We start from the raw sequence: 13,948 nt of genomic DNA, 5'->3' as shown, positions 1-13,948 counted from the left end.
CAACCCTTCGTCGATCCGGCGCGGACGGTTCGGTCAGTGGAAGAAGTGCCGGGTGCCGGTGAAGTACATGGTCGCCCCGGCGGCCTCTGCGGCGGCGATCACGTCGGGATCACGCACGGATCCGCCCGGCTGGACGACCGCCGTGATCCCGGCGCCGAACAGGATCTCGGGGCCGTCGGCGAACGGGAAGAACGCATCCGAGGCAGCGACCGATCCGGCCGCCCGCGTGCCGGCCCGCTCGACGGCGAGCCTGGAGGAGTCGACCCGGTTGACCTGACCCATACCGATCCCGACCGAGGCGCCGTCGGTGGCCAGCAGGATCGCATTGGACTTGACGGCGCGGCAGGCCCGCCAGGCGAAGGCGAGGTCGGCCAGAGTCTGCTCGTCGGCCGGCGCCCCGGCGGCCAGCGTCCAGGTCGTCGGGTCGTCGCCCGGCGCGTCGATGGCGTCGCGGGTCTGGGCCAGGATTCCGCCGGAGATGCCGCGGAACTCGATGGGGTCGGTGTTGACCATCGCCGGCATCACCAACAGCCGGATGTTCTTCTTGCGGGTCAGGATGGCCAGTGCCGCCTCGTCGAACGCGGGAGCGAGCAGAACCTCGGTGAACACCTCGGCCACCTGCTCGGCCATCTCGGCCGTCACCGGCCGGTTCACCGCGATCACCCCGCCGAAGGCCGACACCGGATCGCAGGCCAGCGCCTTGCGATGGGCAGCGGCGATCGAGGCATCGTCGCCGCCGGCGATCACCGCGATCCCGCACGGGTTGGCGTGTTTGATGATGGCCACCGCGGGATCGGTGAAGTCGGTCGCGCTGCGCCAGGCCGCATCGACGTCGACGTAGTTGTTGTAGCTCATCTCCTTGCCGTGCAGCTGGGTGGCACCGGCCAGTCCGGGTGGCCAGTGCCGGTAGAGCGCGGCCTTCTGGTGGGGGTTCTCGCCGTATCGCAGTACCGACTGCCGCTCCCAGGTCGAGCCGGTCCAGCGCGGCCACCCCTGCTCGTCCGGCGCGACGACAGCGTTCATCCAGGACGCGACCGCGACATCGTACGAGGCGGTGTGGGCAAAAGCCTTGGCCGCCAACGCCTGCCGCTGCTGCAGGGTGAATCCCCCGGCAGCCAGGGCGGCGATGACGGAGTCGTAGTCGCCCGGCTCGACCACGGTGGCCACGCTTGGGTGATTCTTGGCCGACGCGCGGATCATCGCCGGGCCGCCGATGTCGATCTGCTCGATGCACTCGTCCGGGCTCGCTCCGGAGGCGACCGTCGCCCGGAACGGATACAGGTTCACGACCACCAGGTCGAAGGTCTCGATGTCCAGCTCGGCCAGCTGGTCGAGATGGCTCTGCTTGCGGGTGTCGGCCAGCAGCCCTCCGTGGATCTTCGGGTGCAAGGTCTTGACCCGACCGTCCAGGCACTCGGGGAACCCGGTGACGTCCTCCACCTTGGTGACCGGGAGCCCGGAGTCGGCCAGCAGCGCCGCCGAACCGCCGGTCGAGACCAGCGCGACCCCGGCCCGAGTCAGGGCGGTGGCCAGGTCGAGCAGTCCGGCCTTGTCCGAGACGGACAGCAATGCCCGGCGGATCGGACGGACGTCCGAGCCTGCGTCTGGTGCGGTCATGAGGTGAAAGCCCTTCTGCCTTGGATGGTCCAGCCGTGTCTGGCCATCAGCGAAACCTGTTCGACGAGCTGCGCCCGTTCGGCCTGCTTGATCCGCTCGGTGAGCGTCTCCTCGCTGTCGTCGTCGAGCACCGGGACCGCCACCTGGGCCAGAATCGGCCCGGTGTCGACTCCGTCGTCGACCACGAACAGGGTGGCGCCGGTGATCTTGACGCCGTAGGCCAGCGCGTCCGCCGGTCCGTGCATGCCCGGAAAGGCGGGCAGCAACGTGTTGTGGGTGTTGATGTACCGACCCGGAAAGCGGGCCAGGAACTGCGGCCCGACCAGCTTCAGGAAGCCGGCGGAAACCACCAGATCGGGTTCGAAGCCAGCCGTGACCTCGGTCAGCGCACGGTCCCAGCTCGCCCGGTCGGGGTGATCGCTGACCCGTTCGACGAAGGTGGGAACTCCGGCCTGACGGGCCAGTTCGAGACCGGTGGCACTGTGTCGGTCGGCGCCGACGGCAACGATGTGCACCGGGTACTGCTCGGGCTGGGGCGCGGCCAGCAGGGCGGCGAGATTGGACCCGCCGCCGGAGATGAGCACGACCACCCGCAGGCCGGACGGTTCCGTCACGAAGCGCTGCGGGGCCAGGGGGGCCGACGGTTCCAGGATTGGGTCGGGTTCAGGGTGTTCCGGATCGGAGCGTGCTGCAGCGTGGTCGGCTTGCACCTGGAGTCTTTCCTGTCGTCGGCGATTCGGCCCGACCCAGGGTAGAGCGTCCGGGAGGTCCAGATTGACGCACCCCGATGCCGGTCGGCGGCCCGTCCCGTGCTCCACCGGTTCGGTGGCCGCCGGCGTGCACGGCCGAGGCCGGCGGCGGACGGTGCCGCAGTCGCGCCCGGGCCGGGACGGCCGAGGTCAGCCGGCCCTTCCGGGCCGGCGCCGGGGACGCAGTTCGGTGACCAGGGCCTCGTCCGGATCGCCGTCCGGGGCCGCGATCAGGTCCTCGTCGCGCACGCCGGCCACACGGGCCCGCCGACCGGCCAGGTCGCTCGGGTGGGCGACCGGGGCTGCGGCCGTGGCGTCCGGGTCGATGTCGTCGTGCTCCTGGTCGACGGCCTGCGGGCCCGGGTCGGGGGCCGGATCGCTCCCATCCCGGTCGCTGTCACCGTCCGGGGTGTCCATCTCGGTGGCATCGTCGGTCGGTGCTCGGTCGGTGGTTGCCTCCCGCGACGTCCCGCCGTCGACCGGCCCGTCATTCGTCAGGTCTTCGGGCGATTCGAGTTCGGTCACCTCGGCGTCGTCCTCGATCTCCCCCTCGGTCGCGTTCTCGTCGCTGTCGGATCCATCCGGGCCGTCGGACACGGCGGCATCGGCGGTGTCGTCCGCAACCGGGTCGCCCTCGTCGAGGTCGAGCGACGCGGCGGCGGTCCGCGCCGGGACCAGCACCACCACGGTCGCGCCGACGGTTCCCATGACCATCCCGACCGCGGCCCCGAACAACAGCGGGGGTGAGCCGGACGACGACCACTCCCCGCCGGTGACGCCGCCCGACGCCATCTTCGCGGCCGCGGCCGCTACGACCGCGGCGAACAGGCTGGCCGCCCCGACCGCGAACAGCCGGTCGCTGCGGCTGTGCAGCCTTCGGATCGATCCGAAGGCGATCACCAGGCCGGCGACCACCGGCACCAGCAGCACCAACAGGGCGGTCCGTCCGACCGTGTGGGAGTCGGGTACCGCCGTCAACAACGACACGGCCGGCAATTCCACCGGCGACGACCCGAACGGCGTGTAGGTGCCGCTGCCCACCGTGAACCCGACCCCCGTCGAGTACCCGGTGGCGGCGACGACGGCGTTCGGCAGATAGGCCAGGCCGAGCAGGAACATGCCGAAACCGCCGGCCGCGCCGGGGGCGGCCAACGTCTGGATGGTGCTCGAATCGGAGAAGGTGCGAACCAGCCCGACGATCAACGTGACCGCACCGCCGCCGAAGAGCGCGAAGATCCCGGCCGACCCGACCCGCAGCGAGGTCGGGGCCCAGGGCGGCAGCCGGTCGAACAGCCATTCGCGCGCGGCGGAGCCCCTGACCAGCATGGTCACGGACAGCACGACCCCGGCCAGCAGAGCGGGGCGCCAGATCTGCACGGCGTTCACGGCGTGCCCGCCGCCCAGCACGCCGACTGCGGTCACGGTGATCGCGAAACTGGCGGTCGCGGCGCCGACGAACGTCGCCTCCAGTCGGAGGTTTCGCTCCGAGGAGCGCCCGCGACCGACCACGGCGGTCAGCAGCGCGACGATCACCCCGGTGAGCATCAACGGCGACAGGGTGAGATCGGCGTGGCCGATGCGCAGCGTCATGCCGGCGGCGCCGCAGAAGGCCGCGATGCCGGCCTGCACCAGCCTGACCGGTGTGCCACCGGAACTCGGTGTCACCGCCCACACGACCAGGGCCAGCCCCAGACAGAGGACGAATCCGGCGAGGGCGGCGAGGGCGGTCTTCAGGGCCGCGTTGCCCGCCACTGCGAGTCGCGAGGGCGTGAGTTCCGCAGTGGGCGCAGACGCGGAGGCATCGACGTCGGCGAGGAACATGACCGCAACCCTCACACGTTAGGGAGGACGTTCGGGGGGTGCCACGCCGTTTCGACTACGGATAGTCCGATACCGGGGCAGCCGGGAGGCGACGGATCCGGCATCCGGGTGGGCGGCTGGGCATCACGCAGCGGTGCCGGAACCAGAAAGGGCGGGCGCCGCTCCCGCGAATGCTCGCCGGAGCCGCGCCCGCCCTGTCGGTGCGTGGTCGAAACCTCTCAGAAACGGACCTGCTGCGTGACATCGGGTGACGGGCCGTCGTCGCGGCCGTGCTGGCCCGTGTTCGGGCTGGCCGATCCCGGTTCCGCCGATACCTGCTGGCCGGTCGGAGCGGTGCCGTACGGCGCGTACTGCGAACCGCTGTCAACGGACGGGTTCGATCCGGTGGTCGCTCCGGACCCGGACGGCTGCTGGCCGTACTGGCCGTAGCCTTCCGAGCCCTGACCGGCCGGGGCCGGCGCAGCGGGCGGGCCGGCCGGGGCGTAGCCGCCCTGGCCGTAGCCGCCGAAGGCGGGGACGTCACTCTGGCCGTGGCCCTGCGCTCCGTAACCGGACGGTGCCGGGGCCGAACCCGACGGCGCCGGCTGAGCCGGACCGGACGGCCCAGGGCCCTGGCTCGGACCGAAGGAGCGCGCCGAATGTCCCGAACCCCGCTCGCCGGCCGGCCGGGTCGCCGGGCCGGAACCCGCCTCGGTGAACCAGGCGTATCCACTGGCCGCGGCCTGCAGAACGGCCACGATCAGCAGCAGCCAGATGCCGAACCCCTTGGAGGAGGAAGCACCGGTGCCGCCGTCGGCCAGCTTGGACAAGATGGTGGACGACACCGCCGCGCCGATGGCGCCGAGCAGACCGGCGACGGAGAGCAGCAGCACGGGGAGGCTGTACTTCCGGCCGCCCGGGATCAACGGCGCGCAGGCCAGAAACCCCACCACGATGAGCAGGATCGGCAGATAGGAGGGCCCGCCGCCGAAGACCGAGACGCTCAGCGACATCGAGTTCTCGGTGTAGGACGCCGCCGGAAGGAAGCCGGCGATGAAGCCGACCACGCCGAGACCGCCGATGACCAGTGGGAGGATCTGCCCGAGGTCGGCCGGGGCTCTCGTCTTGGGCGCCGGGCCACCCCACTGGCCCGGTCCACCTGGGCCGGACGTGGCGGGGCCGCCGTGACCACCGGCAGCGGGCGGGGCGCCGTGACCGAACGGCTGGCCGTATCCCGGTGCGGGCGCACCGGGGGTGGGAGCTCCGTAGCCCGAGTTGTGGCCGGGTCCGCCGTAGGACGGCGCCGGCTGGCCCTGGGTCCAGGATGGGGCACCACCGGGTGCGCCGTAACCGCCGGCTTGGCCCGGACCCTGCTGGCCGCCCTGGGGCGGTCCGTATGGACTACTCATGCTGATCCACCTCACTCTTTTTTCACTGCTTGTTGTTCCCCGACAATTGCTTTCCTGTGCATTCTCGCGGGCGACCTGCACCCGCAACCACGTTCCGAACCTATCGCAACGGACCGACGCCCCGACCGGTCGGCATCGCGCGGGACCCCGCCTCAGCCTTCCCCCGCGACGCCGACAGGCCGGACACCCCGCGAAAGGATGTCCGGCCTGTGCGTCGATTCGTCTGTTACCCGTTCCGATTGACGGGCAATCGTCCGGCCTATCCGGCGAGGACCTCACGCAGCAGCCGCGCGGTCTCCGAAGGGGTCTTGCCGACCTTGACACCGACGGCCTCGAGGGCCTCCTTCTTGGCCTGCGCGGTACCGGCTGAGCCGGAGACGATGGCCCCGGCGTGGCCCATCGTCTTGCCCTCGGGAGCGGTGAACCCGGCGACGTAGCCGACGACCGGCTTGGTCACGTTGTCCTTGATGAACGCGGCCGCCCGCTCCTCGGCGTCGCCACCGATCTCACCGATCATGACGATGGCCTTGGTCTCCGGATCGGCTTCGAACGCGGCCAGGGCGTCGATGTGGGTCGTCCCGATGACCGGGTCCCCGCCGATCCCGATTGCCGTGGAGAAACCGAGATCCCGCAGCTCGTACATCATCTGGTAGGTCAGGGTGCCGGACTTCGACACCAGACCGACCGGGCCCTTGCCGGTGATGTTGGCCGGGGTGATGCCCACGAGCGACTCGCCGGGGGTGATGATTCCGGGGCAGTTCGGGCCGATGATCCGGGTCTTGCTGCCCTTGTCCAGGGCGTACTGCCAGAACGTGGCCGAGTCCTGCACCGGGATGCCCTCGGTGATGACGACCAGCAGTTCGATGCCGGCGTCGATGGCCTCGATGACGGCCGCCTTCGCGAAAGCCGGCGGCACGAAGACGACGGAGACCGTGGCGCCGGTCTTCTCGACGGCCTCCACCACCGTTCCGTAGACGGGGAGGACGACGTCGCTGCCGTCCTTTCCGGCGTGCTGCACCGTGGTGCCGGCCTTGCGGGCGTTGACGCCACCGACGACCTTGGTACCGGCCTTGAGCATCAATGCGGTGTGCTTGGTGCCCTCGCCGCCGGTGATGCCCTGGACGATGACCTTGGAATCAGCATTCAGATAGATAGACACAGTTGATCTTCGTCCCTTACTTCGCAGCCGCGAATGCGAGTTCGGCTGCCTTGTCGGCGCCTTCGTCCATGGTGTCGGCCAGGGTGACCAGCGGGTGGTTCGCCTCGGCCAGGATGCGGCGCCCCTCTTCGACGTTGTTGCCGTCCAGCCGGACGACCAGCGGCTTGTTGGCCTCGTCGCCGAGGATCTGCAGAGCCTGCACGATGCCGTTGGCGACCGCGTCACAGGCAGTGATGCCGCCGAAGACGTTGACGAACACGGCGCGGACCTCCTCGTCGCCCAGGATGATCTCCAGGCCGTTGGCCATCACGGTCGCGCTCGCCCCGCCGCCGATGTCCAGGAAGTTGGCCGGCTTGACGCCGCCGTGGGCCTCGCCGGCGTAGGCGACGACGTCGAGGGTGGACATGACCAGCCCGGCCCCGTTGCCGATGATGCCGACCTGACCATCGAGCTTGACGTAGTTGAGGTTCTTCTCCTTGGCCGCCAGCTCCAGGGGGTTCTCGGCTGCGTTGTCGACGAAGGCGGCGTGCTCCGGGTGACGGAACGAGGCGTTGTCATCCAGCGACACCTTGCCGTCCAGTGCCAGCACCACCCCGTCCGGGGTCTTGACCAGCGGGTTCACCTCGACCAGGGTGGCGTCCTCGGAGATGAAGACGTCCCACAGCTTGATCAGCACGTTCTCGACCTGGTCGCGGACTTCCTCCGGGAAGCGGCCGGCGACGGCGATCTCGTGCGCCTTGGCCGCGTCGACTCCGACGATCGCGTCGACCGCGACACGAGCCAGGGCTTCCGGGCGCTCGACGGCGAGTTCCTCGATCTCCATGCCGCCGTCCTTGCTGGCCATGGCCAGGTAGGTGCGGTTGGACCGATCGAGCAGGTAGGAGACGTAGTACTCCTCAGCGATGTCGGCCGCCTCGGTGACCAGCACCGTGCGGGTGACATGGCCCTTGATGTCCAGGCCCAGGATCGCTTCGGCGTTCTTGCGGGCCGCGGCGACGTCGGGCGAGAACTTCACGCCGCCGGCCTTGCCTCGACCACCGATCTTCACCTGGGACTTCACCATCACGGGCACGCCGTACTCGGCGGCGATCGCCTCGGCCTCGTCGACCGTGGTCGCGGTTTTTCCCCGCGTTCCCGGCACGCCGTGCTTCGCGAAGAGTTCCTTCGCCTGGTATTCGTACAGATCCACGTCTTGCTCCCGACTTCTCGACATTGTGTAGTCGTGGGTGTTTGGCTGCGGGTGTTGAGCAGCGGCTGCGCTGGGATCCGGGCGCGGTGACCGGTCTCCCGGGCGCGTCGTGGACCGTGAAGTGACCCTACTGGCCCGTCCTTGCCGCGGACACATCCGCCCTGGTGAGCTATCCCACCTGGTGATGTGGGCCGCACCGGGCAGAGCGGTTCAGTCCTGTTCCAGCCGAGCCGCGACGTTCTCGCGCAACCAGCTGACGATGTCCGTCGTCGATGCTCCGGGGGTGAAGATTCCGTGCACGCCGAGTTCGGCGAGTTCGGCGATGTCCTCCGCCGGGATGATGCCGCCCCCGAACACCACGATGTCCTGGGCGTCCTGCTCGGCCAACAGCTTCACCACCGCCCTGAACTGCGTCATGTGGGCTCCGGAGAGGACCGAGAGACCTACCGCGTCGGCATCTTCGGCCAACGCGGCGGCGACGATCTGCTCCGGCGTCTGGTGCAACCCGGTGTAGATGACCTCCATGCCGGCGTCGCGAAGCGCCCGTGCCACCACCTTGACGCCGCGGTCGTGACCGTCGAGGCCGGCCTTCGCGACCACCACCCGGATCGGTCTGGTCATCGTCGTCGTCCCTTCTTCTCGCCCTTTGATGATGCTCCGGCGGCGGTCTTGCCGCTGGGGCCGGCCGGGCGAACGGCGGCAGAGCGGCCGCCGACCGGCCGTCGGCCCGACGCCGGACGGACCGGCTTCGACGCGACCGGATCGGTATGACGGATCCGCGCCGCACTGAAGCCGAGGACGACGGCGGCCGCGGCGAAGGCGGCGATGGTGATGTACCCCCCGATCAGACCGGGTCCGGCGGTGAATCCGTCCTGCGCGCGCACCGCGGCCGGGATGACCAACCGCACGGCCAGCACGGCGCCACCGGCCAGGGCGTAGCTGACCGCTCCCGCCGTCCGCTGTGACCGGCCGGCCGCCCAGGCCGCCGCGATCATCGCCGCGGCCAGGGTCAGCACACCCCAGGAATTCGCCTGGTAGCCGTCGAGCAGGGTGGCCGAGTCGAGCTGTTGGGTGGAGTACACCGGCATCGAGAGAACCACCACCACGACAACGGTCAGCACGACGGCGACCACCGTGCCGATCGACCGGGCCCTCGACAACGACGCCTCCTCGGCGACCAGCGGCGACGCGTCCGCGGCCTGGCGGCTGGCCAATGCGGCGATGGCGCACGTGGCCAGTCCGAGGCCGATGCCGGCGACGCCCCACCAGAGCCCCGGGCCGGCCGACCAGCGCGGGACGGCGAACGGGCTGTTGGCGACGAACACCGACGCGCTGGCGATCAGTTCGCTCAGCACGTACGTCGATTGGGCCACGGCGACGACGAGAGCGACCCAGCCGATCGCGGCCAGCGCCCGTCCGGAGCGCGCGGCGATCGGCACCAACCAGAGCACTCCGGCGATCGCCGGGATGATCGCCGCGACGAGGTAGGGGGCCGACTGCGGCGCCGACAGCGCGACGCCGGTCCCCGACGTCGTGGGCACCGCGCCGCCGCTGTACCGCAGCTGCGGGAGCCGCCAGCCCCCCACTGCGGCGCCGGCGACGGCCAGACTGAGAACGGCCCCGGACAGGTTCAACCACCGCACCGACGCCCGGCTCGGCTCGGAGTAGTCGTCCTGGACCAGCACCACTCTGGACAGCGCACCGGAGGCCGCGAGTACGACGACGCCCAGGATCCCCAGCGCCACGATCGGATTCAGCTTGACCGGCGCGTCGGTGATGCTGACCAGTACGGCCGTCAGAAAGGGAATCGAGGCGCCGACGGCCACGCCGCCGAGCAGGCCGAGAGCCACCGCGCGCGGGAGCACCGCCGCGGTCAGCACGGCAACCGCGGCGACCAGAGCGAGTACCAGAGCCGCCCCGAGCCCGAGCATCCCGATCTCCGGCGGGATGTACCGCGCCAGCAGATAACCGCCGGTGTACGGCAGCCCAAGGGAAGCGGCCAGCACGGCCAGCGTGCCCAGGAATCCGGCCAGGATGAGCCAGTTGTTCCGCCGAGGCCCTCCGTCGATCATCGATTCCGGCTCGTCGGCCCGGACCGCGTCGGACTCCTCGAGTGCCTCGACCAGCAGTTCGGCGCCGGATCCGGTGTCATCGACCTCGATCAGGTGGACGTCGAAGATCCGCTCGGTCCGGAACGACAGGCTGGCCGCGACCCGCCGCGCCGCGAGTACCCCCGCCACCACCATCACGACATCGCCGACCACCACGACCGCGGCCCCGGGCCCGGCCGAGAACGGCTGGGCCCGGTCGGTGAGTTCATAGAAGAACTCGGGCCGGATCGCCGTGTTGGGACTGGTGAGCAGGCCCAGGTCGGACACGGTCCGGGCGAGCGCGACGATGCCCGCCCCACACGTGACGGCCAGCCCGATCTCCGGCCGCACCGCGGAGACGGAAAGCGCCAGCACCGCCGGGAGCAGGACGATCCAGACCGCGCCGGACGCCGACCCCAGAGCGGAGTGGTCGAACGGAGTGGCCACGCCGATCAGGCCGCCCGCTCCGATCAACAGGGCGCCGACAAGCAGCAGAGCGGCCAACCCGACCGGGAGGGAGCGACCGGCGCGCTGGAGCACGACCGCCGTCCGACCCCCGCTCACGCGCGACCGCCGTGGTGGGTCGCCCGGGGGGCCCGGCCAGCGTCCGACCTCATCGCCGTCACCATCCCTGACCCCCACGGACCTTGACGCGATACATCCGGGCGCAATTCACATCCATGACCGTAGCAACGTCGGGCCGGGAGAATCGGTTACCGTCACCATGCCCCGCCCGTGACATCGACGTCCGCCCCGTCTTCTCGCGGACCGACTGCACCACACCTTCCTCGACGCGCCCACGAAAGGCCCGCTTCCCGATGATCGACGCACTGGCCTACAGCCTGGTCGGCGCGGGACTGCTGCTGGGCATCTGGTGCGGAGTGCAGGCGCGCCGGAACCGGCCCACCGACGACGCGCTGATGATCGCCGCCATCGCACTCGAAGTGGCCCTGGTGGTGCAGACGGCGGTCGGCCTCGCTCGTCTCGGCGGCGCCCATCTGGCCGAACCGGTCACCTACGTGGCATACGCGGTCGGGATCCTGTTCCCTCTGCCGCTGGGGTTCTACCTGGCTCGGCTCGAACGCACCCGTTGGGGCTCGACCACCCTGGGCGTCACGGCCGTCGTGGTCGGCGTGATGACGTTGCGGCTCCTGCAGATCTGGCGGTCGGATCTTGGCTGAGCCAGAGCAGCCGCCTCCGGTGGACCGGACGGAGAACGAGCCCCCGCCGACCGGTCCGCGGCGGATCCTGATCGCCCTGTACGCGATCTTCGCACTGGCCGCGACGTCGCGCGGGATCGTCCAGGTGAGCACCACATTCCACTCGGCCCCATTGGCCTACGTGCTCTCGTTGTGCTCCGGAATCATCTACATCGGCGCGGCGGTCGGTCTTCTCAGCGAGCGGGCGTGGTCGCGGCGACTGGCCTGGGCCGCGTGCGGCACGGAGATGGTCGGCGTGCTGGTGATCGGCACCGCGTCGCTGATCGACCGCGCCGCCTTCCCACACGACACCGTGTGGTCGCGTTTCGGCAGCGGGTACGGCTATTTCCCGGTCCTGCTCCCGGTGCTCGGGCTGTTGTGGCTCTGGTACAGCCGGCCGGCGGCGCAGAACTGAGTTCATTGCGCGTCACCGGTTTCCGGCCGGCCGCGAGCGTGTGATCCACCAGACACAGATTCTGCTCGGCCGCCCACGCCGCGGCCGTGGCCCGCCAGGCCAGGATCGCGGCCGCCCGGGCCGACCAGGAGGCAGCCGAGCCCGAGCAGCAGGCGGCCGCGCTCAAGGCCGAGTACGAACGCGACACCGAGATCAAGCGAGCGGGCTTCATCGCCGAGACCGACCGCGCCAAGGCCCATGCCGCCCAGGCCGGCCCGCTGGCGCAGGCCCAGGCCACGCAGAACGTCATCGAGCAGCAGACGGCTCTGGCCCGGCGCCAGGCCGACCTCGCGGTCCAGCGGCTGGAGGCCGAGGTACGTCGGCCGGCCGACGCCGAGGCCTATCGCCGCCGGACACAGGCCGCGGCCAACACCGTCCGGGCCGCGTCGCTGGACGGCGGCAATCAGGAACTCATCGCGGCCAACCACCTGATCGAGGTGCTGCCGTCGCTGGTCGAGGCGGCCGCTCGTGGCATCGCCGAGTCGAACCTGACCATCATGAACGGGGCCGAGGGTGTGTCCGAGATGGTGACCGGCATCGTGGGACAGGGCCTGTCCATTCTCGATGCCCTCAAGCCCCGACTCCACTCCGGGCCGGCCCTCACGGCCGTGCCGGTCAAGTGGGTCCCCTTCTACAGTGACGGCCATGACGCGCGCCGAGACCCTCGCTGTCGCCCGGTCCTACCTCAACGCAGTGGAATCCGGGACCACGGCGGAGTTGCGGCGTCACCTCACCACCGATTTCGTGCAGCGGGAGTGGCCCAACCCGATGTCCCCGCAGGGCGCCAGCCGCAACCTGCCGGAGGTGCTGCAGGCGGCCGAGCAGGGCCGGGAGGTGGTGGCCGATCAGGTGTTCCAGATCGCCACCGAGGCCGTCGACGGGGACCGGGTGATCCTGGAGGTGAACTGGAGCGCGACGTTGCGGGTGGACTTCCCGGACGCGCCAACCGGGACCCGCATTCGGGCCCGGGTCGCGATCTTCCTGCAGATCCGTGACGGCCGCGTAGCCTCCCAGGACAACTACGACCACTATCTCCCGGGCTGACTCGGCCAGACTGGGCATCGTGGACTATCAACCCATGGCGGCGCGGCTCGAAACGGAGCGGCTGCTGCTCGAACCGATGCGGCTGACCGACGCCGACCGTTACGTCGAGTTGATCGTCGAGCGGGGTCCGGGGGCCCGCGGCCACGGCACCGATGTCGCGGCGGCACGGCTGAAGATCGCACAGATGGCGGACGGGGCAGCGGCCAGCGGCATCGGATTCCTGGCCCTACGCCGGCACGGGGACACCGACATGCTCGGCTACTGCGGGCTTCTGGTCGGCCGGGCGAGCCTGGATGAGCCGGAGCTCGCCTACGAGCTGCTCTCGCGCGAGCACGGCTGCGGGTACGCGACGGAGGCGGCCCGGGCCATGGTCGAGGCTGCGAAGGCCACGGGACGTCGCCGGCTCTGGTCCACCGTCGGGGATTGGAACACCGCGTCCCTGCGGGTGCTGGACAAGTTGGGATTCCACCGCCACCACACCGCACCAGGACCGCAGGACAGCGACCTGATCTACCTCACCCGCAGCCTCTGAGTCGTCAGCCCACGACCCGCGCACTGAACAAACAGCACACGTGTTCGAATGACGCGTAACATGAGTGCATGACGACGTCCTATCAACCGTCGATGTTCGACGTCGACGAGGTACCGGCCCTGTGCGACCTGGCCGGCCGGATCGAGCGGACCGATCTGACCGACGGCGCCTGGGTCGACCGGCTTCCGGGCTGGCTGAGCGGATCCGATCCGGTGCTGCAGACGCTGCTCGACGAGGTGCCGTGGCGGGCCGAGAAGCGCCCGATGTACGACCGTGTGGTCGACGTCCCCCGGCTCTTGCGCTGGTACGGGCCGGACGCTCCGCTCCCGCACCCGATCCTGGCCCAGGCCCGACAGATGCTCACCGACCACTACCGGCCCGAACTGCACGAGCCGTTCCTGACGGCCGGGCTGTGCCTGTACCGGGACGGGCGCGACAGTGTGGCCTGGCACGGGGACACGATCGGCCGGGGATCCCATTCCGACACCATGGTCGCGATCCTGTCCGTCGGTGCCGACCGCCCGTTGATGCTCCGGCCGCGATCGGGCGGTGAGAGCCTGCGGATCCCTGTGGGCCACGGCGATCTCGTCGTCATGGGTGGGTCCTGCCAGCGGACATGGGAGCACGCCATCCCGAAGACGGCCCGGCCGGTCGGCCCGCGGGTCAGCATCCAGTTCCGGCCGGCCGGGGTCGCCTGATCTCCGGT

14 protein-coding genes are annotated in these 13,948 nt (G+C 70.5%); 5 read left to right on the top strand and 9 right to left on the bottom strand.

All coding sequences use genetic code 11. The annotated features are described in order from the left end of the window. Positions 1 to 33: 33 nt before the first annotated feature. The 8 genes from purH to BLS97_RS13010 all read right to left on the bottom strand — a co-directional run bounded on the left by purH (position 34) and on the right by BLS97_RS13010 (position 10,577). Entirely contained in the window at positions 34 to 1,617 is a 1,584-nt protein-coding gene (gene purH, locus BLS97_RS13045) for a bifunctional phosphoribosylaminoimidazolecarboxamide formyltransferase/IMP cyclohydrolase (protein ID WP_090476509.1), read from the bottom strand. Further along, positions 1,614 to 2,231: a phosphoribosylglycinamide formyltransferase gene (gene purN, locus BLS97_RS13040; RefSeq protein ID WP_090482134.1), complete on the bottom strand. Its 618-nt coding sequence runs from the start codon at positions 2,229 to 2,231 to the stop codon at positions 1,614 to 1,616. The genes purH and purN overlap by 4 nt, the downstream gene beginning before the upstream one ends. A gap of 285 nt (positions 2,232 to 2,516) precedes the next feature. Continuing rightward, complete coding sequence (locus BLS97_RS13035) at positions 2,517 to 4,187, bottom strand: cell division protein PerM (protein WP_090476507.1); 1,671 nt, start codon at positions 4,185 to 4,187, stop codon at positions 2,517 to 2,519. 218 nt (positions 4,188 to 4,405) lie between these two features. After that, positions 4,406 to 5,575: a DUF5336 domain-containing protein gene (locus BLS97_RS23525; protein WP_157695391.1), complete on the bottom strand. Its 1,170-nt coding sequence runs from the start codon at positions 5,573 to 5,575 to the stop codon at positions 4,406 to 4,408. Positions 5,576 to 5,834: 259 nt separating this feature from the next. Next, on the bottom strand, positions 5,835 to 6,734 hold the full coding sequence (gene sucD, locus BLS97_RS13025; protein WP_090476504.1) for a succinate--CoA ligase subunit alpha: 900 nt from the start codon (positions 6,732 to 6,734) through the stop codon (positions 5,835 to 5,837). 16 nt (positions 6,735 to 6,750) lie between these two features. Then, a complete protein-coding gene (sucC, locus tag BLS97_RS13020; protein ID WP_090476502.1) occupies positions 6,751 to 7,923 on the bottom strand; it encodes an ADP-forming succinate--CoA ligase subunit beta in 1,173 nt (390 codons plus the stop codon). Between the two features lie 210 nt (positions 7,924 to 8,133). Beyond that, the gene (locus BLS97_RS13015; RefSeq protein ID WP_090476500.1) at positions 8,134 to 8,544 is read right to left on the bottom strand and encodes a cobalamin B12-binding domain-containing protein; all 411 of its coding nucleotides are present in this window, start codon (positions 8,542 to 8,544) and stop codon (positions 8,134 to 8,136) included. Then, positions 8,541 to 10,577, bottom strand: coding sequence for a hypothetical protein (locus BLS97_RS13010; RefSeq protein ID WP_157695390.1), 2,037 nt, complete (start codon positions 10,575 to 10,577; stop codon positions 8,541 to 8,543). The genes BLS97_RS13015 and BLS97_RS13010 overlap by 4 nt, the downstream gene beginning before the upstream one ends. A 254-nt stretch (positions 10,578 to 10,831) precedes the next feature. On the opposite strand from BLS97_RS13010, the gene BLS97_RS13005 reads away from it, so the two are divergent. Continuing rightward, positions 10,832 to 11,194, top strand: coding sequence for a hypothetical protein (locus BLS97_RS13005; protein WP_090476495.1), 363 nt, complete (start codon positions 10,832 to 10,834; stop codon positions 11,192 to 11,194). After that, positions 11,187 to 11,627 carry a hypothetical protein gene (locus BLS97_RS13000; protein ID WP_231988088.1) on the top strand — a complete coding sequence of 147 codons (441 nt, stop codon included), beginning with the start codon at positions 11,187 to 11,189 and terminating at the stop codon, positions 11,625 to 11,627. The genes BLS97_RS13005 and BLS97_RS13000 overlap by 8 nt, the downstream gene beginning before the upstream one ends. A 2-nt stretch (positions 11,628 to 11,629) precedes the next feature. Here BLS97_RS13000 and BLS97_RS22885 read toward each other — a convergent pair whose 3' ends face one another. Continuing rightward, complete coding sequence (locus BLS97_RS22885) at positions 11,630 to 12,253, bottom strand: hypothetical protein (RefSeq protein ID WP_172832271.1); 624 nt, start codon at positions 12,251 to 12,253, stop codon at positions 11,630 to 11,632. A 58-nt stretch (positions 12,254 to 12,311) separates the two neighbouring features. Between BLS97_RS22885 and BLS97_RS12990 the strand changes: the two genes are divergently transcribed. The 3 genes from BLS97_RS12990 (at position 12,312) to BLS97_RS12980 (ending at position 13,940) form a co-directional block, all read left to right on the top strand. Next, on the top strand, positions 12,312 to 12,710 hold the full coding sequence (locus BLS97_RS12990; RefSeq protein ID WP_157695388.1) for a nuclear transport factor 2 family protein: 399 nt from the start codon (positions 12,312 to 12,314) through the stop codon (positions 12,708 to 12,710). 19 nt (positions 12,711 to 12,729) lie between these two features. Then, positions 12,730 to 13,242, top strand: a complete 513-nt coding sequence (locus tag BLS97_RS12985) for a GNAT family N-acetyltransferase (RefSeq protein ID WP_197676162.1) — start codon at positions 12,730 to 12,732, stop codon at positions 13,240 to 13,242. A gap of 68 nt (positions 13,243 to 13,310) precedes the next feature. Beyond that, complete coding sequence (locus tag BLS97_RS12980; RefSeq protein ID WP_090476486.1) at positions 13,311 to 13,940, top strand: alpha-ketoglutarate-dependent dioxygenase AlkB; 630 nt, start codon at positions 13,311 to 13,313, stop codon at positions 13,938 to 13,940. Positions 13,941 to 13,948: the final 8 nt, after the last annotated feature.

The sequence above is a fragment of the Nakamurella panacisegetis genome, from assembly GCF_900104535.1.
GTDB lineage: Bacteria > Actinomycetota > Actinomycetes > Mycobacteriales > Nakamurellaceae > Nakamurella > Nakamurella panacisegetis.
Note: the sequence above shows the minus strand (reverse complement) of the source record. Positions and strands in the feature narration are given on the sequence as shown.

What these genes read in the sequence shown, in the direction of transcription:
- BLS97_RS12990 (WP_157695388.1), top strand. Translation starts at nt 12,312, where the DNA reads ATGACGCGCGCCGAGACCCTCGCTGTCGCCCGGTCCTACCTCAACGCA.
- BLS97_RS13035 (WP_090476507.1), bottom strand. Translation starts at nt 4,187, where the DNA reads ATGTTCCTCGCCGACGTCGATGCCTCCGCGTCTGCGCCCACTGCGGAA.
- BLS97_RS12980 (WP_090476486.1), top strand. Translation starts at nt 13,311, where the DNA reads ATGACGACGTCCTATCAACCGTCGATGTTCGACGTCGACGAGGTACCG.
- BLS97_RS13015 (WP_090476500.1), bottom strand. Translation starts at nt 8,544, where the DNA reads ATGACCAGACCGATCCGGGTGGTGGTCGCGAAGGCCGGCCTCGACGGT.
- BLS97_RS23525 (WP_157695391.1), bottom strand. Translation starts at nt 5,575, where the DNA reads ATGAGTAGTCCATACGGACCGCCCCAGGGCGGCCAGCAGGGTCCGGGC.
- purH (WP_090476509.1), bottom strand. Translation starts at nt 1,617, where the DNA reads ATGACCGCACCAGACGCAGGCTCGGACGTCCGTCCGATCCGCCGGGCA.
- BLS97_RS13005 (WP_090476495.1), top strand. Translation starts at nt 10,832, where the DNA reads ATGATCGACGCACTGGCCTACAGCCTGGTCGGCGCGGGACTGCTGCTG.